This window comes from Tamilnaduibacter salinus (genome assembly GCF_003096655.1).
Lineage (GTDB): Bacteria > Pseudomonadota > Gammaproteobacteria > Pseudomonadales > Oleiphilaceae > Tamilnaduibacter > Tamilnaduibacter salinus.
In genome coordinates this window covers 437,193-462,164 of the sequence record NZ_QEKQ01000001.1, presented here as the reverse complement: position 1 = coordinate 462,164, position 24,972 = coordinate 437,193, and the positions used below count along the sequence as shown (strand labels likewise).

Here is a 24,972-nt window from a genome sequence, read left to right as displayed (position 1 = left end):
GACCGCCCATGGCACGACAGAGTTTTTTCGAACGCCAGACGCTGGCCCGTCGGAACACGGCCGTTCTCGTGCTGTTGTTCCTGTCCGCTGTTTTGCTGATCACTCTGGCAGTCGACCTGGTCGGTTATTTGCTCACACGCCAGCTCACCCCGATCCCCCATTTCGGTGCCTGGCTGCTCAGCGAACAGGGGCTGCTGACGTCTGGTGCCGTGGTCGGTGTGATTGCAACCGGCTCGATGGTCCGGTGGGTCGATCTATCGGGAGGAGGTGACCGGGTCGCCCGAATGGTCGGTGCCCGGCTGCTGGATCCATCCGGCCAGGATAGCGACGAACAGCGCCTGCGAAACATCGTTGAGGAAATGTCGATCGCCAGTGGCGTGCCGGTACCGGACCTGTACATCATGGACAATGAACCCGGCATCAACGCCTTCGTTGCCGGCCAAGTCCCATCAGAGGCAGTGATGGTTGTTACCCACGGGGCGCTCACCCATCTTTCGCGGGACGAGCTTCAGGGGGTCGTGGGGCACGAGTTCAGCCATATCCTGAACGGGGACATGGGCATCAACGTCCGGCTCATCGCGCTGCTGGCGGGGATTCTCATGATTGGACAGATCGGTCAGTTTCTCCTGACGGGCAGCACGTACCGATCCTCCTACAGCCGCTCACGACATAGCAATCGTGGCATCCACCTGGCTGCCGGCCTTGCCCTGATGGCCATTGGCTACATCGGGCTATTCTTCGGTCGCCTGATCCAGTCGGCCATCTCGAGACAACGGGAATCGCTCGCAGACGCCTCATCGGTGCAGTTCACCCGAAACCCCGAAGCGCTGGGGCGTGCCCTGCACCGCATCGGCCAGCACTCCGGCTATTTCCAGGCCAGCCACCACGGCAGCGACGTGAACCACATGTGCTTTACCGAAACCGTCCGGATGCGTCTGGCCGGCTGGCTCGCCTCTCACCCGCCATTGGAGGAACGGATTCGCGCCATTGACCCCGCCCTTCCGGCGCGCCTTCGCAACCGGGAGCGGGACCAGCTCAAACCCGAAACGGCGGCCGAAATCGACTCCCCCGAAGCCGGCGGGGGCTTCTTTGCGGCTGTCACGGCGCCTGTTCAGGGTGGGTCCGCCGCGTTCATCAGCCAAACGCGCCTGTCCGACAGCGCCGGGGCCGTTTCCCCCGCCAACGGGCGCTATGCCAAGGACCTGCTCCGGCGTCTGCCCGACAATGTCCGAACCCTGGCGCGTACGCGCACGGGCGCGGTCCAGCTCTGTCATGCCCTGGCAGTCCAGGGCGAGAAACCACCTGACACCCCCCGACCAGCGCTCGACGACCTCACCCCCGATGCGCCTTCGCTGAAGCCAGATCCGGATCAGGTCCACGCGTTTCTCTCGGTTCTGGACGCGCTCGGCCCGGCCATTCGCTTTCCGCTGCTGGAAATGGCCATGCCCGCGCTTCGACGCCTGGACCCGGAGGAGCGGGCCGCTCTGACGCAACAGCTGCACACCCTGATTCGGGACGATGGCCGGGTGTCGTTATTCGAGCTGGCACTTGTCAGCTTCATACAGCGCCATTTGACGGAGGCCGGACAGCGGGAGGCTCCCGTGCGTTTTCGCCGGTATGCGGCCGTACAGGACCGTCTGGCGGTCTTACTAAGCCTGATCGCCCGGGCCGCCACCCCCACGATGGACGAAGCGCGGGCCTGTTACACCGAGGCAATGGCCGGATTTGGAACGGGGAAGGACCTGCCTCCCCTTCAGGAGCGGGTGACACTGAAACAGCTCATGGCAGCACTCAAGGCCCTCCGGGGATTGTCGCCCCTGCTCAAGCCCCCGGTACTGGACGCCTGCCAGCACTGCGTTCTCCGGGATGACCGGGTGGAACAGCGCGAATATGAACTCATCCGGCTGGTGGCGGATCAGCTGGACTGCCCGATGCCGCCGCTGCCCGTGCGGATTGATGAGGGGTAGACGGAGTGGAAATGGGTTCGCCACGGAAACCACGGAAGAACACAGAAAAACAACGGGCTGACCATTCAGTCCACCGCGATCAATCCTTTGACGCCCCCTCTGCATGAGTCCGGCTCCGGCTTTCCAACACTCTGTGCTTTCGCGCCCGAAGGGCGCTTTCCGTGGTTTCCGTGGCCAACCTAGTCTTCGGATCCCCGACGCAACTCATTGCTCTCGAACAGGGTGTTGATGTCCGGCTGTTCGGTCGACTCGCCCTCTTCGCGCTCACCGGTCAGGTTCACGTCCCAGAGGCTGTCGTACTTGCGCTGTGTTGCGGCGACGGAGTCGCCTTTTTCCAGCAAGATCGTCGGCCGGAGGAACACCAGCAGATTACGCTTGATCTTGCGTCGGGACTCAGAAGAGAACAGCTCACCCAGAAGCGGAATGTCGCCAAGCAGCGGCACCTTGCTCTCCTGTAAGGTGTAGTCTTCGCGAATCAACCCACCGAGGGCGATGGTCTCACCGTCATCGGCCAGTACCGTCGTCTTGATCTCACGCTTGTTGGTCACAATGTCTGAGGCTGAGTCGATGCTGTCGGCAATGGACTCGGTGGTCTGCTCCACTTTCAGCCGCACCAGCTCGTCTTTGTTGATCGACGGCGTGACCTTGAGCGTCAGACCAACGTCCTTGCGCTCGATGGTCTGGAACGGGTTGTTCAGCCCCGCGCTGGTATTGGTGGTCTGGCCGGTGACGAACGGCACGTTCTGGCCCACCACGATTTCCGATTCCTGATTATCGAGTGTGATGATGCTTGGTGTGGACAGCAGATTCGCCGAAGTGGACGTCGAGAGCGCCTGCAACAGAACCCCCCAGGTCACGCCATTGCTGTCCTCCCGACCGGCGCCGATCGAGATCCCCCCACTCGCCGGTGAGATCAGCTCGTCGGTGGCGATGGCGCCAATGACGTCGGCGATGCTTCGTCCGACGTTACTGAAATTGGTTCCAAAGATGGGCACCGACTCACCCGACTGGTCGCCGGCAGCCAGTTGGACGCCCAGATCCCGTCCCACTTCATCACTGACTTCCACAATGGCCGCCTCAATCATGACCTGAGCGCGACGCACGTCCAATGAGGAGACAATGGCATCGACTTCCTGCATCACGGATGGTTCGCCGCGAACAACGAGTGAGTTTGTGCCCTCGTCCGCAAACACGGCAAAGCCCTGATTCTGTTGGGAGCCGCCGGCCGAACCGCCGCCCTGGCTCTGCTGATTCTCCTTGACCACCTGCCCCATGACCCCTTTCACCAGCTCTGCCAGATCTTTCGCTTTGGCGTGGTTCAGGCGAATGACCTTCGTCGTTCCGCCGCTGGCGGAGGGCTGATCCAGTTGCTCAATCAAGCCGCGGATTTTCGTGCGGAAGGCATCATCGCCCCGGATGATCAGCCGGTTACTACGCTCGTCCGCCGTCACACTGAACTGCTTGCCGGACTGGCCGGAGCCACCGCCCTGCTGCCCGAGCTGGGCCGGCGCCAGCTCCTTCAGGAGCTTGACCATGTCCCCCACCCAGGCCTCATCAAGCTGGATGACTTCCACTTCCAGATTGGCGGGTTTGTCCAGACGGCGGACAATTTCCTCGATCCGACGAATGTTCGAGGAGTGGTCGCTGACGATCAGCGCATTGGCCGCGGCCACGCCAGCGAGATGCCCATACTTCGCCACCAGCGGCCGAAGGATGGGCACCAGTTCCAGCGCATTGCCATTTTCAACCGGAATGACACGGGTAATGAGCTGTTCGGAGGGGATCTTCTGGAAGCGATCCAGAGACTCGGCGGATTGTTTGGCGTCCACCTGCTGAACGATCTTGATGACTTCCTCGCCCGAAATGGCGGTAAAACCATGCACTTGCAGCACCGACAGGAACAGATCGTAGATCTCTTCCTTGTTCATGGGTGCCGACGAAAGAACCGTGACCTTCCCCTTCACACGGGGGTCCACCACGAAACTGTATCCGGTAATGTCCGCCACCTGGGTCACAAATGCCCGGATGTCCGCGTCCTTGAGGTTCAGTTTCCAGGTCTGTTCCTGCGCCACTGCCATCACCGGTAGCAACAGCAGCAGGAGGAACACCCGAATCCGTGCGGCGCTGAAAGTCTTCATTCCGTCTCTGTTTCCCGTTTGGGCGGCCCGTTCGGGGACCGCAGGTTCACATTGTTATCCATTCTAGTTCGGCAGTGCGTAGTTCACCGTGAACTGGGAGCCATCACGCTGTACCTGTACCGTGATCTGCCCCGCATTCTTCCACTGCTCCAGCAACTCAGCGTCCTGCGCCGGATCGCCCAGTCGGTGACCATTGATGGCCGTCACAACATCGCCTTCCTGCAGGTTGAGCGATGACAGCATGGGGTTGGAGCCGTCAAAGACGTAACCACTCGCGGCTCCTGACGATACCGGGCGCAAGCCGAATCGGGCAAGTGCCGCCGCGCCCTCCTGCTGCAATTGCTGTCGCGCATCCGCCACGAACGCATCAGGGGAGGACAGGTCCACGTCGGGCGTTTCCGCCTCAGTCACCATGCCGCTTGATTCCGGCTCCTCGAATGTCAGGGCCTCCACTTCACCGTTGCGGCGAATCAGGATTCGCCGCGGTTCCACTTCGACCAGTTCGGCATTGCCCGGCAGGGTATCCCCGATCCGGTACCAACTCGCTGGTTTGCCGCCACCGGAGACGATGGCGCCGGACTGCTCCCGGTTTCCTGCCATCAGAACCCCCTCCAGGCGAAGCTGGAGGTTGGTCTCCGGCGCCCGCTGGCTGACCGTCTCCGATACGGGTTGCCCCGCAGGCGGCCGACCGAACAGATGGAAGGCCGCCAGCGACGTTCCGCTCCCCTGAACCAGCGACTCGCCCCCTGCGGCTTCAAACCCCGGCAGAGGCGATGGTGTCCAGGCCATGATCCACGTCAGCCGGGCGAGCCAGAGCGCAAACTGAATGACCAGAACCAGCAACAGAAGGTTGGCGGCCCAGCGTGGCAAGGGGCCCTGATTGATCCGTGTCACGAGACTCGTCATAGTCGGCTCACCCGGCCCCCATCAGTAATGGCTGGGTGACCTGAAAAATCACGGCTCCCGGCCCCTGATTGCCGGACCAGGGCTGGTCGACCAGATCCACCATGCGCCGGTAGACCCGGATGCGCGCGTTGCCGTTGGACAGAATCATGGCATCGGCAACGGAGGCCTGCTTACCGGCTTCGTTGAGCGTCAGCATAGGCGTCCCACCCTGATCGGACAGCCGCATTTCCATCGCAGGAATCTCGGCACTCTGCATCCGCTGGCCGACCGGCCAGCGGACCGGCCCTCCGGGCCATGTCGCCAGACCATTCGCGGCGACCACACGGTTCTGCGCCATTTTTAGCCTCAGGTTCTGGATCGTGACATCGCCGTTAATCATCGCACCACCGCTTCGGCGGATCTGCCCATGAAACTCGGGCACATGCACGTTCCCGGTCATCTGTAGTTGCGCGCTGTTCTCCCCGAGGACCGTGAAATCCCCCTGGAGTTGCGAGGAACGACTCTTGAGCCGCCAGCCCAACGTCGCCCACCCCGGCCCCGTACCCAGCGATTCCAGATGCCAGAACACCTGTACCGACCGGTTCATCAGGCGAAGCTGGGCACCACCATCCCAGAGCTGACCGGTGACGCCTTCCACCCGGACAACCTCGGGCAACGCCAACTGCTTTTCCGCCCAGTACCAGACCCACCCGGCGGGCACGGTCGCCACGACGGCACCGGCGTATACCAGCAGACCCAGTAGGATCAGGAGAATCAACTTGCCGGGGCGCAGGAAGGGTTTGACTGGCTCGTCAGCCATGGTGGGGTGTCTGTTCCATCGGGTGAGTGTCTGGACGGTGACGGTCCTTGATTGTTATCCAGAGAAGTCTACCAAACGAATCTTGCAACTGCATGAAAACCATGAGGCGCATGCGGGCCGGATTGGCCAATCCGCGAGTCCGCCCACAAAAAACCCGCGCCGGAGCGCGGGTTTTTCAGGTGCTCACCAGAGCCGATGGCTCCGGTTAGGGACAGCGGGCGTTACATCATGCCGCCCATGCCTCCCATTCCACCCATGCCGCCCATGTCCGGCATACCACCGCCGGCACCGGCGCCTTCTTCTTCCGGCTCGTCGGCCACCATCGCTTCGGTGGTGATCATGAGGCTGGCCACGGACGCGGCGGCCTGCAGCGAGGAGCGCGTGACCTTGGCCGGGTCCAGGATGCCCATCTCGATCATGTCACCGTACTGCTCGGTGGACGCGTTGTAGCCATAGCTGTCCTTGCCTTCGCGTACATTCGCGACAACCACGGACGGCTCGCCACCGGCGTTCTGAACGATCTGACGCAGCGGCGCTTCCAGAGCGCGGCGCAGAATGCTGATACCAGCCTTCTGCTCTTCATTCGCCGCTTCCAGCGACTCCAGGCCTTTCAGAGCCCGCAGCAGCGTCACACCGCCACCGGCCACAATGCCTTCTTCGACTGCCGCACGGGTGGAGTGCAGCGCGTCTTCGACACGGGCCTTCTTCTCTTTCATTTCCACTTCAGAACCGGCGCCGACCCGGACGACGGCCACACCGCCTGCCAGCTTGGCAACGCGCTCCTGCAGCTTCTCTTTGTCGTAGTCGGAGCTGCTGTCTTCGATCTGCTTACGGATCTGCTCAACACGCGCTTCGATGTCCGCCTGGGCACCGTTACCGTTGATGATCGTGGTGTCTTCCTTGGTGATGTTGACCCGCTTGGCGGTGCCCAGATCATCAATTGTGGTGTTCTCGAGAGTCAGACCGACTTCTTCGGAGATCACGGTGCCGCCGGTCAGGATCGCGATGTCCTGCAGCATTTCCTTGCGGCGATCCCCAAAGCCAGGCGCCTTCACGGCGGCCACTTTCACAATACCGCGCATGTTGTTGACCACCAGCGTCGCCAGGGCTTCGCCCTCGATGTCTTCGGCGATCAGCATCAGCGGCTTGCCGGCCTTCGCAACGCTTTCCAGCAGCGGCAGCAGTTCGCGGATGTTCGAGATCTTCTTGTCCACCAGCAGAATGAACGGGTCGTCCAGCTCGGTGGTCATGCTCTCATTGTTATTGATGAAGTAAGGGGACAGGTAACCACGGTCGAACTGCATGCCTTCCACGACGTCCAGTTCGTCTTCCAGGCCACGGCCTTCCTCGACGGTGATGACACCTTCCTTACCCACTTTTTCCATGGCGTCGGCGATCATCTTGCCAACGGTCTCATCGCCGTTGGCAGAAATGGTGCCGACCTGTGCGATGGAACGGTTGTCGTCACACGGACGCGCCATCTCACGGATGGAGGCAACCGCAGCCTGAGCGGCCTTGTCGATGCCCCGCTTGAGCTCCATCGGGTTCATGCCCGCCGCCACGGTCTTCAGGCCTTCGTTGATGATGGACTGGGCCAGCACGGTCGCAGTCGTGGTGCCGTCACCCGCCGTGTCGTTGGCCTGAGACGCGACTTCCTTGACCATCTGCGCGCCCATGTTCTCGAACTTGTCCTTGAGCTCGATTTCCTTGGCGACGGATACGCCGTCCTTGGTGACGGTCGGTGCGCCAAAGGATTTTTCCAGCACCACGTTACGGCCCTTCGGACCCAGGGTGACCTTGACCGCGTCCGCCAGGGTGTTCACACCACGGGACATACGGTTACGTGCGGAATCGCCAAAGAGTACGTCTTTCGCTGCCATAGTCTTCGTTCCTAATTATTCCGTTGATCTTGATCGTTGATTGCGAGCCCGAACCGGGGCTGGATCAGTCTTCCAGCACACCGAAAATGTCGTTCTCGCTCATGATGAGCAGGTCCTCACCGTCGATCTTGACGGTGCTACCAGCGTACTGACCAAACACCACCGTATCGCCTGCCTTCACGGCCGGTGCGCGCGTCTCGCCATTATCGAGTACGCGGCCTTCACCAACGGCAATCACTTCGCCCTGGGACGGCTTCTCCTTGGCGTTGCCCGGCAGAACGATACCGCCTGCGGTTTTTTCCTCTTCTTCCTTACGGCGTACGACAACACGATCGTGTAGCGGACGAATCTTCATTGCTCGTTTTCTCCAAATGTCAGGTTGTCTTTGGCAATGACGTTTGCTCAAAACGCTGGGGTCCGTAAGCACCTGTTTTGACAGATTGTTCGTAACCCACAGCCGCTTCGTTACTCCTATGTGGGGCCCGTGATCCGGTTTTCAATACCCGACCCCCCAAAAAATCTGACCAATGGTCAGTCGCGGTCGATGCGGTCCTGATCGATGGTCCGGTGCTCGCGATCCCGACGCCGGTATTCGCCCTCGATGATGTCGTCATCCCGGCCGGGCCGCATCCCGCCAAACGGATCGGACCCGGCCGAAAAGTACATACCGCCTGCCTGTGTGCCGGAAACGACCAGGCGCTTTAGTGCCTGGTTTGCCAGCCAGTGACGCGACCCCGGTAGCAGACACAGAAATCCGACCGTGTCGGTCACGAAGCCGGGCGTGAGCAGCAAGGCCCCACCCACGGCCAGGATCAGCCCCTCAGCAACCTCCCGCGCCGGTAACTCACCGCTCTGCACCCGCTGATTGGCTTTCAGAAGCGTCGCGAGCCCCTGCTGACGCAATAGCCAGGCGCCAATCACGGCGGTCAGCAGAACCAGGCCAATCGTATTCAGGGCACCGATGATGCCGCCGACCTTGATCAGGATCGCCATCTCGACGATCGGCATGATAATGAACAGGGATAGGAAAACGCCCATGCACGGCTCCATGCGATGGAATGAATGACGCCCCGGCCATCACCGGAGCCTGTTCGGACGGTCTGATATACTGCCGCCTTTAGAGGGAACCACTAGTCTGGATGTGAGGGTAGACAATGAAAGTTCAAGATTCAGTGATCGCAATTACCGGCGGCGGCCAGGGCCTTGGGCGCGCCATGGGTGAATACCTCGCCCGCCAGGGGGCCCGCGTGGCGTTGATTGACCTCGTTCCCGAAAAGCTCGACGAGGCGGTACAGGCGATTCGTGCGGAGGATGGCGACGCCCGGGCCTATACCTGTAATGTTGCCAAGGAAGAGGACGTCGCGGCCACCTTCCAGAAAATCGTCGAGGACTTCGGCGCGCTCAATGGCCTGATCAACAACGCCGGCATCCTCCGGGATGGCCTGTTGGTCAAGGCGAAGGAAGGCAAGGTGGAAAAGCGCATGTCCCTGCAGGAGTGGCAGTCGGTGATCGACGTGAACCTGACCGGGGTGTTCCTGTGTGGTCGCGAAGCCGCCACCCACATGATCGACAATGGTGACGACGGCGTGATCATCAACATCAGCTCCATCTCCCGCGCCGGCAACATGGGCCAGAGCAACTACTCCTCCGCCAAGGCGGCGGTTGCGGCGCTGGTGCCCACCTGGGCAAAGGAACTGGCACGCTACAACATCCGGGTGATGGGCATTGCCCCGGGCTTCATCGAAACCGAGATGACCGCCTCCATGAAACCCGAGGCGCTGGAGAAGATGACCGCCGGCATTCCGCTCAAGCGCATGGGCCAGCCGGAGAACATCGCTTCCGCCGCCGCGTTCATCTTCGAGAACGATTATGTCTCCGGGCGCATGATCGAGGTGGACGGTGCCCTCCGGCTCTGAGGACCCGAAAACCCAAGCGGTGTGGCACATCGTTTGTGCCATTCCGCCCGGCCGCGTCGACAGCTACGGACGCGTCGCCGCCCGTGCGGGATTCCCGGGGCGGATGGCGCCCGACAGCGACATCCCGTGACATCGGGTGCTGCGGTCCGATAGCCGCATCGCCTTTCCTCCCGGTTCTCCGGGTTTCGAGACCCAACGCGAACGGCTGATGGATGAAGGCGTCATCGTGCGCAACCGCCGGGTGTCAATGCGACGCTATCGTGTATCGGACGCGGGCGCCTCAGCCTGAGGCGCCATCGCGTCCAGCTCCGGCCCACGCCGGATCGCCCACAGGCACAGCACGATGGCCGGAATCCCCATGAACGCGGAAATCACAAAGAACTCCGCATACCCGAACCCCTCCACCAGCAGTCCTGAAAAGCCACCAATGAACTTGCCCGGTAACGTCATAAGGGAGCTGAACAACGCATACTGAGTCGCCGTGAAGGCCGCACTGGTCATGCTCGATAGCCAGGCAATCAGCGCCACATTCGCCATCCCGCCACTGAGGTTGTCCGCGCTGACGACCAGCGCCAGGCTGGTCAGGTTCGGCGGGTACTGGGCAATCAGGGCAAACAGCAGGTTACTCAGCGCCGTCAGCACCGCACCGGTCAGCAGAATCCGGCGCACGCCGTAACGCACCACAAGCACACCACCGATGGCCGAACCGAGAATGGTCATGAAGAAGCCGAAGATCTTGGTGATGTCGGCCACCTCCGTCTTCGTGAATTCCATGAAATTGAGATAAAACGGATTGGCCATAACGCCCATCGACAGGTCGCATATCCGGTACACCGACACCAGCAACAGAATCAGGATCGAAAACCGCCGGTAACGGTGGAAGAAATCAACGAACGGTCCGGCCACCGCCGCAGAAAACCACCCTGCCAGACGGGCCAGGCGCGGTGACAGATGACCATACCGCTGGACCTCAGCTTCCACACGCTCAGACAGGTCCGCGGCGACACCGTGATGGTTGACCGACGGCTCCCGTGAGATAAGGACAGTCACAACGCCGATACCGACCAACAGGGCCATGACTTCATAGGACACCTGCCAGGACCAGAACTCAGCAAGATAGAGCGCACCGGCGCCTGCAACCAGCAACGCGACGCGATATCCGAAGATGTACGCCGCCGCCAGTGCCGCCTGCAACCGCTCTGGGGCTATCTCGATCCGGTACGCATCAATGGCCACATCCTGAGTGGCCGACGAGAAGGCAACCAGCAGGCCGAAGAGCGCCATCGTGACCGGTGCCACAGTGGCGTCGGTACGAGCCATGAGAACAAGCCCGGTGGCGATCCCAGCCTGGGCCAGCAGCATCCAGCTGCGGCGCTTGCCCAGCCAGCGATCCAGAAGAGGCAGCGACAGGCGGTCCACCACGGGTGCCCAAAAGACCTTGATCGAGTAGGTGATGCCCAGCCAGCTGAAGAACCCAATGGTCGCCGTCTCCACGCCGACATCGGCCAGCCGGGCGTTCAGGGTCGAAAACACCAGCAGAAACGGCAGCCCGGCCGAGAACCCGAGGAACAGAAGAACCACCACCTGCCAGTGAGCATAGGTGTCGACAATGTCTCGATACCAACTCGCGAGGGACGACGCTTTGATAGTCAATGCTCCATCACCAGTCTCCGACCGGGTTCACACCCGAACTGTGTGCCTCGTCACGGCACGGGCACGGAATCGCCATAACCCTCGACGATACCACGATTTTTTACATTCCACGGCGGCGTCAGGGGACGAAACGGCTATAATGACGGCCTCGGCGAACGGCGGCAAGCCATTCGCACCTCGTTCAACCATGGGCCCGCTCCGGTGACCCTCGCGGAAATGTTGTACCGATTATGCCCAACCCCGATCTGCCCATCCTCGTCGTTGATGACGCCCGTTTCAGCAGCATGGTGGTCAGCCGCGCCCTCCAGAAGGCCGGTTACCGCGATGTGCGTATTGCCAACGATGCCCCATCCGCCCTCCATCTTCTGGAGGAGCGCCCCGTCAGCGTCCTGATTGCTGACTGGCTGATGCCGGAAATGGACGGGCTGGACCTGACTGACCGCATCCGTCAGCAGGACGAGCAGAAGAACCACTACACCTACATCATCCTGCTGACAGCGAAGGAGAGTATGGAGGCGCTTTCCCAGGCCTTTGACCGGGGTGTGGATGACTTCATCTACAAATCGGACATGAACAAGCAACTGGTGCCGCGCGTATTCGCCGCCAACCGGATGGCCGACCGCCAGAACGCCCTGCTCGCCAGCAATGCGCTGCTACTGGAGAACAACCGGCAACTATCGTCGAGCAGCATTGCCGACCCCGAAACCGGCCTGGGCAACGCACGCTATGCCCGCCAGAGACTGCAGGAAAGCCTGCGCCAGTGCGAATCCCGGGGCGGCGCCACGGCAATGCTTCTGATTGGGCTGCGGGGCTGGTCGGGACTCGCCCGTCGCCACGGCGAATCCGCGATGGCCGAGCTGGCACAGGGCATCGGACGGCGGCTGAACAGCCTGATCCGTCCGCTTGATGCGCTCTGCCGGTTACAGGACGATCGGTTCGCCATTATCGCCCACTTCCCGGACGCCGAACGCTGCTCGACCGGGGCATTCCGGCGGCTGTATGAGGGCATCAACCACAAGGCCGTGAAAACCGCCGCCGGCTTCATCGAGGTGGAGGCGGCCATGACTCTCTGTCAGGCAGACGCAGGGCGAGGCACCCCGGACCCCGCGACAATGGAGCAAACGGCTCAGGAGGGACTCAGCGAGGCTCTCAGCACCCGCCGCTTCACGGAGGTCCGCCCTTCCGTCACTGAGCAGGCCTGACTCGGCGCCAGGCCTGCCGAATACATTCCGTTACATTGCGACACCGTTCACAAACAGACTCGGAACGCGCCCGTGCCTAGTATTGTTTTCAGGGATGTAAGCGGTATCCCTCATGCCGGAGGAGTCTGTTGTCCCTCCGTCGCAGTATGAGGCTCTGCATCCCAACGATTTGAACGTTCAGGCACTTTCGTTCTCTCCTTGTCAGGCGGGCCCATGGTCCGCCTTTTTTATTGCCCGGTTTCCCGCCACAATACGGTCATTGCCCCATTCCGAGACTCGGATTGCCCGGACTGACATGACCCAGAACAGTACCCTTGGCACGGTCTCCGTCGCCGCTATCCGCCAATACCTCCGCGCCGCCGATCATCACGGCATCGCCACGCCCCCACTGCTCCGGGCAGCCGGACTCAGCGAAACGGATCTTAGGGCCGACGATGACCGGGTGGACGGCGCCCGTTTCCAGACGTTCCTCCGTCATCTTTGCGATAGCGCCGACGATCCGGTGTTCGGACTGCGCACGGGGGACTTCGTCGAACCGGGCTCCTACAGCGTACTGGGTTACATCACCATGAGCTGTGCGACGCTCGGCGAGGCGGTTCAGCGAATCACGCCCTATGAACGACTGGTGGGTGACATGGGACTGACCCGCATTGAGCAGCATGGCGACGAGGTTCACCTGGTCTGGCAGTGCGCCTATACCGATCCGGTCGTACGCGCCCACATGACGGACAACGTCTTTGGCTCCTGGATCAACTACGCCCGCTGGCTTGGCGGGGAGTCCGACGCCGGCCCTATCCGGGTGGCACTCGAGCGCCCCTCACCTGGCGAGCGATGGGAGCACACCTACCGGCAGCGATGGGGATGCGCGGTGCATTTCGAGGCTTCAGACAATCGTGTGGTCACCGACGCTGCCCTGTTGTCCGAGCCGTTACGCCATCCGGCACCGTCGCTCAGACGAACGCTGGAAGCCCATGCCCGTGACCAGATGGCCGCCATCGACAGCGACACCACGCTGGTCACCCGGGCCCGGGTCGCGATTCGCCACCACCTGCTGCAGGGCGTCACCCGACAGGACCTGATCGCCAACGAGCTCGGGATGACCAGCCGGACCCTGCAACGCCGCCTGAGCCAGGAGGGCGTCTCTTATCAGCAGGTTCTTGACGAGGTTCGCCAATCGCTGGCCGAGGACTACCTGCAACGGACCGATCTGCCCATTCCGGACATTGCCCTGCGACTGGGCTTTAGCGAAACGACCTCGTTTCACCGCTATTTCCGCCACCGGGTGGGCACCACGCCAGGGGAGTTCCGGCAACAGGCGACCCGTCAGGACTCGTAACGGGCCTTGATTGCTTCATTGTCCGCACCCAGCGGTCGGCCCGTATGACGGGATTCGCAGGGCGTCCGGCCGAACTTGATGGGATGACCAAGCTGGCGCTGCTGCGTGCCGTCACCGCGGTCCACGTCAATCACCATGTGCCGGGCATTGATCTGGGGGTGCCGCGCGGCTTCTGAGAGCGTCAGGACGGGCTCGACACAGGCATCCAGTTCGGCAAATCGCTCCTGCCACACCGACAGCGGCTGTTGTCGAATGGCCTCAGCAATCGCCTCGCTCAGCTGCTGCTGATGTTCGGGCTTCTGACTCAGCCCCAGGCTTTTCAGCTCGGACAGACCCAACGCCTCACACAGGCGCTGCATGAACTGCGGCTCGAGGCTGCCGACGGACAGCCACCGGTCGTCCGCGGTCTGGTAGTAGTCGTAGAAACTGCCGCCGCTCAGCATGGAGGACTCGGGGCCCGGCTCCTGCCCGCCCGCCAGACAGGCGGCTCCCGCCATCCCGTTCAGGGAGAACGCGGCATCCGTCATGCTGACGTCCACGAACTGCCCATCACCGGTCCGCTGACGGTGCACCACCGCCGCCAGGATCCCCATAACCGCGTGGTGCGAGCCGCCAGCAACATCGGCCACCTGAATACCCAGCGGGGGTGGCCCCTCGCCCTTGCGGCCACAATGGCTCGACACGCCGGCCAGCGACAGGTAATTGATGTCATGGCCGGCCCGGTCACGGTAGGGGCCAGTCTGGCCATAGCCGGTGACGGAGCAGTAGATCAGTGACGGGTTGATGGCGGCGAGCGTGTCATAGTCCAGACCGAGACGCCCCATCACGCCGGGACGAAACTGCTCGATCACAATGTCATAGTCCGCTACCAGCGACTTGACCAGCGCCACGCTGTCCGGGTCTTTGAGGTCGAGGGCCAGGGATTGCTTACCGCGGTTGAGCCAGGCATGGGCCGTACTTTCACCACGATCATGGGGTGGCATCACCCGTGTCAGGTCCATGCGATCCGGCGCCTCCACCCGGAGCACGTCCGCGCCCATATCCGCCAGCATCATGGTGGCGCACGGCCCCGGCAGTAATGTGGTGAAATCCAGCACCCTGAGTCCTTCAAGCGGTCCGGCCATGGCAATCTCCTGTGTGATGGTTTTGGCACGATCAGCCTGTCAGGATGTCGGGAAAGCCCCCTGGAGCCAAGAGCTGAAGCCGCCATGCCAATTGGCCGGATCTGCCACGTTTTCTTTCCCGGGCTCGCGCTATACCATGAACGCCGCACCACGACAGGAGTGATCGCACCGGACCATGGCGGAACTGACCGTTTCCGGACATTTCGTTCGGGCCGCCCTCAGCGGCGCAGAACAGCAGGGTTACGACACCGATCGCCTACTGCGGCGAGTCGGCGTGGCACCGGATCGGCTGGCGTCTGCGGGCGGGCGGGTCAGCAGCGATGAGTTCACCCGGCTGATGCAGACGCTTTGGCAGACCATGGACGACGAGTTCATGGGGCTGGGGCCACGACGATGCCGGACCGGCACCTTCGCCACCATGTGCGAACTGATCATGGAATGCAGCACTCTCGCCGGCATGCTCGAGCGCGCCTGGCGGTTCTGCGCGCTGTTCGATCCCCCGGCCGGCATGAGACTCGAACGACAGGGGAATCTCGCCCGGCTGCAATTGCGCATCGACGGTGACTTCAGCGACCCCTGGTTCTTTTTCCGTGAGAGCGTGCTGGTCATCTGGCATCGACTGGCGAGCTGGCTGATCGGCGGCGCCATCACACTCAACGAGGCCCGCTTCGCATGGCCCTGCCCCGACCATGGTGACGAATACCGACACATCTTTCATTGCCCACTGGTCTTTGAAACCTGGCGCACGGAGCTGATTTTCGACGCCCGTTTTCTGGATGCCCCCATCATCCGGGACCGACCGGAAATGAAACGATTCCTGCGGACATCACCGGCGGACCTGCTGGCCCGCCCGGATGCCAGCAACTCCTACACCGGACGCATCCGAGCCCTGATCGGCCGCGATCTCTCCCGCCCCCTACCCGATTTCGAATGGATTGCCGGAGAGCTGCATGTCAGCCCCCAGACGCTGCGGCGGCGACTGCGACAGGAAAACACCTCATTTCAGGAGATCAAGGACCTGCTTCGGCGGGATCTGGCCATATACCACCTGAACCGACAGGACCGGCCCATCAACGACATTGCCCACGAGGTGGGGTTCACCGAGCCGTCCACGTTTCATCGCGCGTTCAAGAAATGGACCGGGATGACCCCAGGCGCATGGCGCGAGCGCAGCGAGCGTGCATCAGAGGCTCAGGGAGACTGAAGCTGACGGATCAGGTCGCCGAGCGTTTCGGCAATTTCCTCAACCGCATCGGGCCGGTCCGCCAGTTTCATCCAGCGACTGCCGTCTCGGGGATCATAGAGCCAGCAGGCTCGCTCCGATCCGGGGCAATCCCAGGAAACCTGACGACCGACGCCATACACGGCAAACTCATCGGAGACCACTTCAGCACGGCCATCGGTTCGGGTCCGACGGCGCTCCTGCACGTTCAGCGTGCCCTCTTCCCGGGCAAACACCCGGTAGGCGATATCCGGCGGCTCGTTGGCTTTCACAACGCGCTGATTGCCACGACGCCAGGCATTGAGTTCCAACAGGCTGTTGAGGTGTTTTTCGAGCGCCGCGACCGGGCTACCGACCAGATACAGTGTCTTCAGACGCTCAATCCGGTCGTTGCCGGTCGGTTCAATCACCGCCACCGGCTCATCCCCCGGCCCTTCATCCGTCCCACCAGAGGTCTGCGCCGTGCGGCGGTCAATGTTCGTAATCAGCTTCAATGCCTCACGATAATGCGGGGCTTGGGAACCGGCGTTGGTCACATAGGATTCAAGCGCCGCGCGGGCTTCATTCAACTGCCCCGCATTCAGCATGACCCGGCCCCTGTAGAACTGATAGGCCAACGGCTTACCGGCATCCAACGTCTGCAGACGGTTGATGAAACCGGCCGCATCCTCCCAGCGCTGCTCGTCAATCGCCTGCTCGACCGCCAGCATCAGGCGTCGGGTTTCATGCTCGGGGGGAAGCGCGAATGCCGCCTGGGACAGCATCAGGCCAACAAACACAGCGATACGACCTGCAATCCCCATACTGGCCACTCCTTAACAACCACTCGATAACAAGACGCGCCCCGGGACCGGTGGGCGTCGGGGGGTTTGACGAAAAGTGTCTGCCAACCGGCACTGGTTTTCAAGAGAATGGCATTCGGGAGTCATCAGTCGATGATCCGGGTCCCACCACCCCGGTTCTCATCCTCATCGCCGTCTCGGTGAGCACTCATTGCAGGGTCCATCGGGATTACGCACAGCATCAAGCAGACTCCCTGTATCCAAGCATTGCCATGGAGTCATTCTAGGCCAGCTCCGGGAGTGGAGAGTGTGATCTGGATTCCAAACCCGTGTATTGGCTCAGGACGTTGTGCCGGAATCCGAGACGGCGTCGTCTTCGGTCTCTTCGTGGTCCGGCTCGTCTTCGTTGGGCAGGTCGTCCCGATCGACCTCGGCCTGATCCCGCACCGACCTGGGCAATTCCTTGCGCACCCGAACCCCCAGCTCAACAAACCGGTTGGCCTGTGAAATCAGGTTCCCCTTGCCCCGGGTCAAGGTGTTCATCGCCGCATCATAGGTGCCCTGTGCCGTCTGCAACTGGCCGCCAAGGCGCTCCATGGATTCCACGAAGACACGCAGCTTGTCGTAAACGGCGCCCGCCCGATCGGCGATCTGACGAGCGTTCTGGCTCTGGCGCTCGTAGCGCCAGATATTCTCGATCGTTCGCAGAGTCGCCAGCAGCGTGGTCGGCGTCACAACGATGATGCCCCGGTCAAAGGCTTCGGCGAACAGGTTTTCGTCGTGCTGGAAGGCCGCCACAAAGGCCGGCTCAATCGGCATGAACAGCAACACAAAGTCCGGGGAATGCAGCCCGTGCAGCTGGCTGTAGTCCTTCTCACTGAGCGTACGGATATGCTGACGAACCGCGTCGATGTGCTCTTTGAGGTGCTCGGCCCGTGCCGCCTCATCGTCGTCCTCACGCACCCATTCCTGGTAGGCCACCAGCGACACCTTGGAGTCGATGATGACATTGCGCTGATCCGGCAGATGCACGACGACGTCAGGCCGCAGCAACTGGCCATCACCGTCCCGGTAGCTGCCCTGGGTCTCATACTCCACGCCTTTTCGCAGCCCCGAGCGCTCGAGCACCCGTTCCAGAATCAGTTCGCCCCAGTTGCCCTGGACCTTCTTGTCGCCCCGCAGCGCCCGGGTCAGGTTCGACGCCTCTTCGGTGATTTCCCGGTTCAGCTTCTGGAGACTCTCAATCTGGCTACGCAGCGCCTGGCGGTCCTTCGTTTCATGGGTGTAGACGTCCTCCACCCGCTTGCGGAAGTCCTGGAGCTGTTCACGGAAGGGGTTCAGCAGCGTGTCCAGACTGCTCTTGGTCTGCTTGCTGAAGCGCTCACTCTTCTGGTCGAAAATGCGGTTGGCAAGATTCTCGAATTCCTGCTTCAGGCTGTCCCGGTTGCGTTCGAGAAGGTCGAGTTTCTCCTTGGTCGCACGACGCTCTTCCTCCAGCGTCACCTCGTATTCCCGGATCGATTCCCGCGCCGAGGACAGTGCGCGCGTCTGCTCCTCGTAGCGCTCGCGCAACTGGGACAGCTCGTCATCGAGCTGCTGCCGACGCTCATGCAACGACGTGTTGTCCGCCTCCAGCGCCGACACGCGGTTCTCGAAACCACCCGCCTTCTGGCGCCAGCTCTCCCGTTCCGCGCGCGCCTCCCCCAACTCGTGCCTGAGAGTGTCCACCTGCTCGCGAAGCTGTTCCAGCGACTGCTCAGTCAGTGCCTGTTCGCGCTCGGCCGCTTCCCGCTGAGCACGCTGACGCCCAAGCTCACTTTCCAGCTCGTCCCGCTCGGCACGACTGTCTGACAGTTGCCGGCGATAGTCCCGACGGAGCCAGCCCCAAACGGCCAGCGCGGTCCCAATGATGGCAAACAGACTGGTCAATACCCCGGCCGGCGTCAGCCCCAACAGTATCGATTCGGCCACGCAAGAACCTCCCCTCGAATCAAACCCAAACCCTACCAAAAGCGGCCATCCCTTGCCGATCACATTCGATGGAACCGTGGCCGGATGACCAGCGTCTCAAAAGGGGGCGGCAAGTTTAGACCTGTCGCACATTATGACGTTTATTCACGAATTCGCTGCATCCAGGCCTGGCATACAGGCGTAAACTCGACTAGTAGTCAGGTAGGGACCAAAGACCTAAAATGACAAATGGTTCCCTCGTCCACCGTGGGGCGACCTGGCGGCAACGCTGGAAACAAGGATTTCGGGACATGGCCATGCTCAAAGCTCTGTGGCGTCGAACAACCGGTCAAAGCCTGTTTCACGCCTGTAACGACGACCGTGGTGAGGTGAACCTCAGCGAGGACCTGACACACACTGGCCGCTATCATCTGGAACGGCTGCAGACGCTTCTGGAGCTGCGCTTCCATCAGGCATTCGACAGTGACCGGAACAGCGGCATGCGCCGGCTGATTCACTTCGCATCCCGGATTCAGGATCAGGACATCCAGCGCGAACTGTTGCTGCTGTATCTCAACTGCCCACCCAGTCTTCAGGACTACCTGCGCTCGGACGACCTGATCGAGGCGGGGCATTATATCCACCAACATGCCAGTAACTGACTGGGCATTGCAGCCTGCGCACCGACAGGGAACTTACGATTCCGTAAAGTCCATATTGGCATTTTTCTGTACAATCAGGCGGCTCATAACGTCGGGTTTTTTCAGAGGATGCCATGTCAGCGCACGCGCCCCGGAATGTGTCGTCGTTTCTGTTGTTGTGCCTGGTCACCCTTCTCACCGGCTGCGCATCCAATGTTCTGGTCGAGCGTCAGGCCCTGTCCGATCTGGAAGAGCGTGAGCAGCAGCAATCCGATCGAATCATGCAGCTCGAGACGGCTCTGCACTCCCATCATCGGGGCCTTGTCCTCAACAATAATGACAATACCCGGGCGCTGATCGACACCATCCGGGATCAGATCAAACCGCCCGTCTGTCCGCAGACGCCTCAGCCTTCCTGCTCCGGGCCCCGCTCCTCACAGTCTTCCAACCAGGGGCCTCGTACGGAGTCGCCACCAGCGACGGATAAGCAGATCGTCGGGCAGCTTGAGCAGGTCTATCTTCCGGAGCCGGGCTTTGTATACAGGGCGCGTGTGGACAGCGGGGCAGAAACCGCCTCAATGGATGCGCGGAATGTCAGTCTGTTCGAACGTAACGGCGAGGAATGGGTGCGATTCGATATTCCACACCCCACGCGCCGCACCGAAGAGCCCAAAGAGGACGAGGATGACCGCATGAAGGCCGAACTCGTCACACTGGAGCGACCGGTGGAGCGGATCGTGCGCATTATCCAGTCCTCAACCGATGGGTATGAGCGTCGCCCCGTTGTCCTTCTCAAGTTCATGATTGGGGACACCGTCCGTGAAGCCGAGTTTACCCTCGCCAACCGGTCCCACCTGTCGCACCGGATGCTCATCGGCCGGAATATCCTGAGGGACGTGATGGTGATCGATGTCGGACAGGAGTATGAGACCCGCCTGCCCCACGAAGCCCGTTCGGCGCCAGGCGCGAGGCGCACGGGAGAGGATGAATGAGGTCCCGTCGCCCTTTCTACGCCGGCGTTTTCATCCTGCTCATCACGGGCATCCTGCTCTCCGCTCTCCGTCATTACGAGCTGGACATCCCCTGGCTGCCGGGCGATCAGCAGACCACCTGGCTCGTCGAGGCCCGGATCGATTTTGAAGCGGTGGGCGACCCCGTCCGCGCCAGCCTGAACCTGCCGGAGCAGCCGCCCGGCTTCCGGGTCCTGTCGGAACAGGCGGCATCGCCGGGTTATGGATTCTCAGTGGTCCGGAAACAGGGACTGCGTCGCGGTGAGTGGTCCATCCGGCAGGCCACCGGCCCCCAGACCCTGTACTTCAAGGCACAGTTCACGCGGGACCCGGAGCAGGGGACACCCGTCTCTCAACCGCCCCCGGCACCGGAGCCGGTATTCTGGGAGGAACCGCAGGCAACCGCCGTCGACCAGGTGCTGTCCGTTGCCCGGCAGCGCTCCAGCACACCCGAGAGCCTGACCCGGGAGCTGATCAAGCTGATCCGGTCGTCCGACCCGGACCAGAATGCCTCACTGCTTCTGACCGAGAACGACACCCACGACCTGCTGCCGGAGCTGCTTCGGCATGCCGGGATTCCGGCGCGTACCGTCGGCGGGCTTGTTCTGGAGAACGCCCGCCGGCTGCAGCCCCTCAAGCCGTTTCTCGAAATACACAATGGCGAACGGTGGCTGACCTTCAATCCCCGCACAGGCGATCAGGGCGTTCCGGACAATGTCCTGCTCTGGCGTCGGGATGCAACGTCACTCCTCGACGTGATGGGCGGAGAAGCCTCGGAAGTCAATTTCTCGATGATGCGTCAGACGATTCCCGCCCTGAGCCTCGCGCGCTCGGAAGCCACACAGGAAGGTCTGGGGTTCCTCAGCCTCTATCAGCTTCCGGTCGAGGAGCAGGGTATGTTCCGCACGCTCCTGCTCCTGCCGCTGGGGGCGCTGGTGGTGGCATTCATGCGCATCATCATTGGCGTACGCACCTCAGGCACATTCATGCCTGTACTGATCGCCGTCGCTTTCCTGCAAACCTCCCTGCTGCCCGGACTGGTGACGTTCATCGCTGTGGTGACGGTGGGGCTGTTATTACGGGGCTACCTGTCCAGCCTGAACCTGTTGCTCGTCTCTCGAATCGCCACCCTCATCATCCTGGTGATTTTCATCAGTGCGGGTATCAGCATTGTTGGTTACCAGATGGGGTTCAACCCGGGCATGACTGTCACCTTTTTCCCAATGGTGATTCTTGCCTGGACCATCGAACGCATGTCGATTCTCTGGGAGGAGGAGGGTGCCCGGGAAGTGGTCGTACAGGGCGCCGGCAGCCTGATTGTGGCGGTTCTGGCCTATCTGGTCATGCAGGCGCCGCTGGTGGGCCACCTGACCTTCAACTTTCCCGAGCTGCACCTGGTGGTGCTGGCGGCCATCCTCCTTCTGGGACGCTATACCGGCTACAAGCTCAGCGAGCTGCACCGGTTCGAGCCCATGAGTGAGCACGAACCATGAAATGGATCTCCCCTTTCCGGCTTGCCCGGCTCGGGATGCTGAGCATGAATCGCCGGAACGTGGACTATATCGCCCGATATAACGACCGGGCCTCATATCCGCTGGTCGATAACAAACTGCGCACCAAGCTGCTCGCCGCGGACTATGGCGTGGCTACACCGGGCCTGAAGCAGGTCATCCGGCTCCAGCACGACATTCCGCGGTTCCGTGAGCAGGCCGACCAGCTGGGCAGCTTAGCCATTAAACCGGCGAAGGGGTCGGGGGGCAAAGGCATCGTTGTCATTACCGGACGGGACGGTGACCGTTTTCTGAAAGGCTCCGGCAACGCGGTGGATCTGGCGTTTCTCGAACGACACCTGTCCAATATCCTGGCGGGCCTCTACTCACTGGGCGGCAGCCCTGACGTGGCCATTGTCGAGGACCTGATCGAATGCAGCCCTCAGCTCAACGAGCAGTCCTTCGAGGGCGTGCCCGACATCCGCATCGTGGTGTTTCAGGGTTACCCCGTCATGGCAATGCTCCGCCTGGCCTCCCATGCCTCTGACGGCAAGGCGAACCTGCACCAGGGAGCAATCGGTGTCGGGCTGGACATCGGAACGGGCTCTGCCCTCCACGCCGTTCAGTTCAACCGCACGGTTCACACCCATCCGGACACGGGCCTGCCCCTGAATCGGCTGTCCATTCCGGACTGGCGGACGCTGCTTCTGATGGCCTCACGCTGCTATGACGCCACCGGTCTGGGCTACATGGGGGCCGACATGGTCATCGACGCGACCGACGGTCCGATGCTGCTGGAGCTGAACGCCCGGCCAGGCCTGGCGATCCAGATGGCCAATGGTCAGGGCCTGCTGCCCCGACTCCGCCACATCGAAGCCCTTCGACGCCCTCACCTCACGGCGGAAGAGCGTGTCGACTACGCAATGGGCCGTTTTGGCGCGCCTCTGATGTCGCCGGCGAATCCAGAACCCGAGCCGGTCTCCTCACCATAAAAAAACCCGCCGGAGGCCGGCGGGTTTCTGATCTCGATACCGTCTGCGATTACGTCTTCAGACCGGCATCAATCAACTGCTTCTCGTTGCTCAAGCCCTTGAACAGGCCGAAGCACATCACAAGCAGCACAAGCGTGAATGGCAAGCCGGTACTGATTGCCCCTGCCTGCAGCGAGTTGAGTGCCTGCTCACCGCCACCGAAGATCAGTGCGGCAGCAATCGCACCTTCCATCACCGCCCAGAAGACCCGCTGAGCGACCGGTGCTTCGATCTTGCCGCCGGCCGTGATGCTGTCAATCACCAGCGAGCCGGAGTCGGACGAGGTGATGAAGAACACCAGGACGAGCACGATCGCGACAAAGGAGACGATTGAGCTCAGGGCAATGTTCTCAAACGCCTGGAACATGGCGAGTGACACGTCAGTCAGGCCTTCGCTGCCCAGCACGCCGACGCCGTTCTTGACCTGTTCCAGCGCCATGCCACCGAAACCACTCATCCACACGATGGTGATGACGGTCGGGATAATCAGTACGGCGGTGATGAATTCACGCACGGTACGGCCCTTGGAGACACGCGCAATGAACATCCCGACGAACGGTGACCAGGAGATCCACCACGCCCAGTAGAAGACGGTCCAACCATGGAACCAGGTCGAATCTTCACGGCCGAACGGGTTACTCAATGGCACGATGTTCGCGACATAGGTGGAAGTCGTGCTCCACAGCGCCTCGATAATCGCCATCGTGGGGCCGGCGAAAATCACAAACAGCAGCAGCACGGCCGCGACCACCATGTTGAAATTACTGAGCAGCTTGACGCCGCCATCCATACCCCGAATGACCGAGATCACGGCGACGGCCGTTACGCCAACAATGACGCCGATCTGCACATTGATTCCGGAGCCGATGCCGAACAGGAAATCCAGCCCCGCCGAAGCCTGCTTCGCACCGAGGCCCAGTGACGTTGCGAGACCGAAGATCGTGGCCAGCACGGCGACGACGTCAATGACATCACCGATCCAGCCCCAGACCCGCTCACCAAACAGCGGATAGAAAGCGGAACGCAGCGTCAGGGGCATGCCCTTGTTGAATGCAAAGAACGCCAGCGACAGCGCAACGACGGCATAGATCGCCCAGGGGTGCAGACCCCAGTGATACATCGTGGCACCAAGCGCCATATCGGCCCCTTGCGGGGTGTTCGCCTCAGCATTCAAAGGCGTGCCATACCAATCGGTATAGTAGGCGACAGGCTCAGCCACGCCCCAGAACATCAGGCCGATACCCATACCGGCCGCAAACAGCATGGCGAACCATGAGGGGGTCGAGAATTCCGGTTTGGCATCCTGCCCGCCAAGGCGGATCTTGCCCACCGGCATCAGCGCCAGCGCGATTACGAAAATCACGAAAATGTTCGCGGAGATCAGGAACAGCCAGTCAAAGTTTGCGATCGCGCCACTTTTGGCGCCGCTCATGAGGCTGCTCGACAACTCCGGGAAAATCAGCGTTCCGACTACGAAGAACACAACCAGGAAGGCCGTCACGAAGAACACCGTCTTGTGAAGGTCCAGCCCCATGAGGGCAATATTATCCTGGCCGGCAACGTAGTCCGTGGAGTAAGCGTCTTTTACGACTTCTTCACTCACGTTCCGTCTCCTTACCGTTTTTATTTGCCCGGCACACCGGGCCACCCGTTTACAGGCGGAAGAGTGTATTGATTTCAATCAAAAACTTCAAAAACCGCCATTCATGCGACGTTCGTCTTACACCATAGACCACTGCGCCCCGTTCAGCACGGACAAAGAGGCCGGTTTTTGTCCGCCCGGCTGACCCGGGCTGGCAGGAACCACTACACTGTGCCGATATTGGCACCCCCGGAGCCGCCCACAGCGGGCTCACCCGGCCCTGGCAGGCGCGCCACCCCGGGTTTACCGGAAAAGAACAATCCAACCATCAGAGAGACCGCAG

At 61.7% G+C, this 24,972-nt stretch carries 21 protein-coding genes; 10 read left to right on the top strand and 11 right to left on the bottom strand.

The window, feature by feature from the left end; genetic code table 11:
* Positions 1–8: 8 nt before the first annotated feature.
* Positions 9–1,967 carry a M48 family metallopeptidase gene (locus C8D92_RS02115; protein ID WP_116918293.1) on the top strand — a complete coding sequence of 653 codons (1,959 nt, stop codon included), beginning with the start codon at positions 9–11 and terminating at the stop codon, positions 1,965–1,967.
* Between the two features lie 179 nt (positions 1,968–2,146).
* Here the strand turns inward: C8D92_RS02115 and gspD are convergent, their stop codons facing one another.
* From gspD to C8D92_RS02085, 6 genes are all read right to left on the bottom strand, one after another.
* Positions 2,147–4,105 (bottom strand): type II secretion system secretin GspD, encoded by a 1,959-nt coding sequence (gspD, locus tag C8D92_RS02110; RefSeq protein ID WP_116918292.1) that lies wholly within the window; start codon positions 4,103–4,105, stop codon positions 2,147–2,149.
* Positions 4,106–4,168: 63 nt separating this feature from the next.
* Positions 4,169–5,011, bottom strand: coding sequence for a type II secretion system protein N (locus tag C8D92_RS02105; RefSeq protein ID WP_095611257.1), 843 nt, complete (start codon positions 5,009–5,011; stop codon positions 4,169–4,171).
* 7 nt (positions 5,012–5,018) lie between these two features.
* Positions 5,019–5,810: a hypothetical protein gene (locus C8D92_RS02100; protein WP_095611258.1), complete on the bottom strand. Its 792-nt coding sequence runs from the start codon at positions 5,808–5,810 to the stop codon at positions 5,019–5,021.
* Positions 5,811–6,031: 221 nt separating this feature from the next.
* Complete coding sequence (gene groL, locus C8D92_RS02095; protein WP_095611259.1) at positions 6,032–7,690, bottom strand: chaperonin GroEL; 1,659 nt, start codon at positions 7,688–7,690, stop codon at positions 6,032–6,034.
* Between the two features lie 64 nt (positions 7,691–7,754).
* Entirely contained in the window at positions 7,755–8,045 is a 291-nt protein-coding gene (groES, locus tag C8D92_RS02090) for a co-chaperone GroES (protein WP_095611260.1), read from the bottom strand.
* A 176-nt stretch (positions 8,046–8,221) separates the two neighbouring features.
* Entirely contained in the window at positions 8,222–8,728 is a 507-nt protein-coding gene (locus tag C8D92_RS02085) for an FxsA family protein (protein ID WP_095611261.1), read from the bottom strand.
* Between the two features lie 116 nt (positions 8,729–8,844).
* Between C8D92_RS02085 and C8D92_RS02080 the strand changes: the two genes are divergently transcribed.
* Positions 8,845–9,606 (top strand): SDR family oxidoreductase, encoded by a 762-nt coding sequence (locus C8D92_RS02080; RefSeq protein ID WP_095611262.1) that lies wholly within the window; start codon positions 8,845–8,847, stop codon positions 9,604–9,606.
* Positions 9,590–9,736, top strand: a complete 147-nt coding sequence (locus C8D92_RS15820; RefSeq protein ID WP_341477023.1) for an MGMT family protein — start codon at positions 9,590–9,592, stop codon at positions 9,734–9,736. The genes C8D92_RS02080 and C8D92_RS15820 overlap by 17 nt, the downstream gene beginning before the upstream one ends.
* A 125-nt stretch (positions 9,737–9,861) precedes the next feature.
* Here C8D92_RS15820 and C8D92_RS02070 read toward each other — a convergent pair whose 3' ends face one another.
* The gene (locus tag C8D92_RS02070; protein WP_409456167.1) at positions 9,862–11,259 is read right to left on the bottom strand and encodes an AmpG family muropeptide MFS transporter; all 1,398 of its coding nucleotides are present in this window, start codon (positions 11,257–11,259) and stop codon (positions 9,862–9,864) included.
* A gap of 230 nt (positions 11,260–11,489) precedes the next feature.
* On the opposite strand from C8D92_RS02070, the gene C8D92_RS02065 reads away from it, so the two are divergent.
* Both C8D92_RS02065 and C8D92_RS02060 read left to right on the top strand, forming a co-directional pair.
* Positions 11,490–12,461, top strand: a complete 972-nt coding sequence (locus C8D92_RS02065; RefSeq protein ID WP_116918291.1) for a response regulator — start codon at positions 11,490–11,492, stop codon at positions 12,459–12,461.
* Positions 12,462–12,756: 295 nt separating this feature from the next.
* Positions 12,757–13,797 carry an AraC family transcriptional regulator gene (locus C8D92_RS02060; protein ID WP_116918290.1) on the top strand — a complete coding sequence of 347 codons (1,041 nt, stop codon included), beginning with the start codon at positions 12,757–12,759 and terminating at the stop codon, positions 13,795–13,797.
* On the opposite strand, the gene C8D92_RS02055 is transcribed toward C8D92_RS02060, so the two are convergent.
* Positions 13,785–14,921 (bottom strand): CaiB/BaiF CoA transferase family protein, encoded by a 1,137-nt coding sequence (locus C8D92_RS02055; protein ID WP_116918289.1) that lies wholly within the window; start codon positions 14,919–14,921, stop codon positions 13,785–13,787. The two genes, C8D92_RS02060 and C8D92_RS02055, sit on opposite strands and share 13 nt — an antisense overlap.
* Positions 14,922–15,096: 175 nt before the next feature.
* On the opposite strand from C8D92_RS02055, the gene C8D92_RS02050 reads away from it, so the two are divergent.
* Positions 15,097–16,125: an AraC family transcriptional regulator gene (locus C8D92_RS02050; protein WP_095610453.1), complete on the top strand. Its 1,029-nt coding sequence runs from the start codon at positions 15,097–15,099 to the stop codon at positions 16,123–16,125.
* On the opposite strand, the gene C8D92_RS02045 is transcribed toward C8D92_RS02050, so the two are convergent.
* Positions 16,113–16,946 (bottom strand): hypothetical protein, encoded by an 834-nt coding sequence (locus C8D92_RS02045; RefSeq protein WP_095610454.1) that lies wholly within the window; start codon positions 16,944–16,946, stop codon positions 16,113–16,115. The genes C8D92_RS02050 and C8D92_RS02045 overlap by 13 nt on opposite strands.
* A gap of 318 nt (positions 16,947–17,264) precedes the next feature.
* The gene (locus C8D92_RS02040; RefSeq protein ID WP_423837061.1) at positions 17,265–18,896 is read right to left on the bottom strand and encodes a DNA recombination protein RmuC; all 1,632 of its coding nucleotides are present in this window, start codon (positions 18,894–18,896) and stop codon (positions 17,265–17,267) included.
* A gap of 296 nt (positions 18,897–19,192) precedes the next feature.
* On the opposite strand from C8D92_RS02040, the gene C8D92_RS02035 reads away from it, so the two are divergent.
* The 4 genes from C8D92_RS02035 to C8D92_RS02020 all read left to right on the top strand — a co-directional run bounded on the left by C8D92_RS02035 (position 19,193) and on the right by C8D92_RS02020 (position 23,008).
* Positions 19,193–19,537 (top strand): hypothetical protein, encoded by a 345-nt coding sequence (locus C8D92_RS02035; protein ID WP_133243096.1) that lies wholly within the window; start codon positions 19,193–19,195, stop codon positions 19,535–19,537.
* 113 nt (positions 19,538–19,650) lie between these two features.
* Entirely contained in the window at positions 19,651–20,508 is an 858-nt protein-coding gene (locus C8D92_RS02030; RefSeq protein ID WP_116918287.1) for an ATP-dependent zinc protease family protein, read from the top strand.
* Positions 20,505–22,019, top strand: coding sequence for an inactive transglutaminase family protein (locus C8D92_RS02025; protein ID WP_116918286.1), 1,515 nt, complete (start codon positions 20,505–20,507; stop codon positions 22,017–22,019). The genes C8D92_RS02030 and C8D92_RS02025 overlap by 4 nt, the downstream gene beginning before the upstream one ends.
* Entirely contained in the window at positions 22,016–23,008 is a 993-nt protein-coding gene (locus C8D92_RS02020) for an alpha-L-glutamate ligase-like protein (RefSeq protein ID WP_116918285.1), read from the top strand. Before C8D92_RS02025 ends, C8D92_RS02020 begins: the two co-directional genes overlap by 4 nt.
* Before the next feature lie 49 nt (positions 23,009–23,057).
* Here the strand turns inward: C8D92_RS02020 and C8D92_RS02015 are convergent, their stop codons facing one another.
* Positions 23,058–24,650 carry a BCCT family transporter gene (locus tag C8D92_RS02015; protein ID WP_228151125.1) on the bottom strand — a complete coding sequence of 531 codons (1,593 nt, stop codon included), beginning with the start codon at positions 24,648–24,650 and terminating at the stop codon, positions 23,058–23,060.
* Positions 24,651–24,972: the final 322 nt, after the last annotated feature.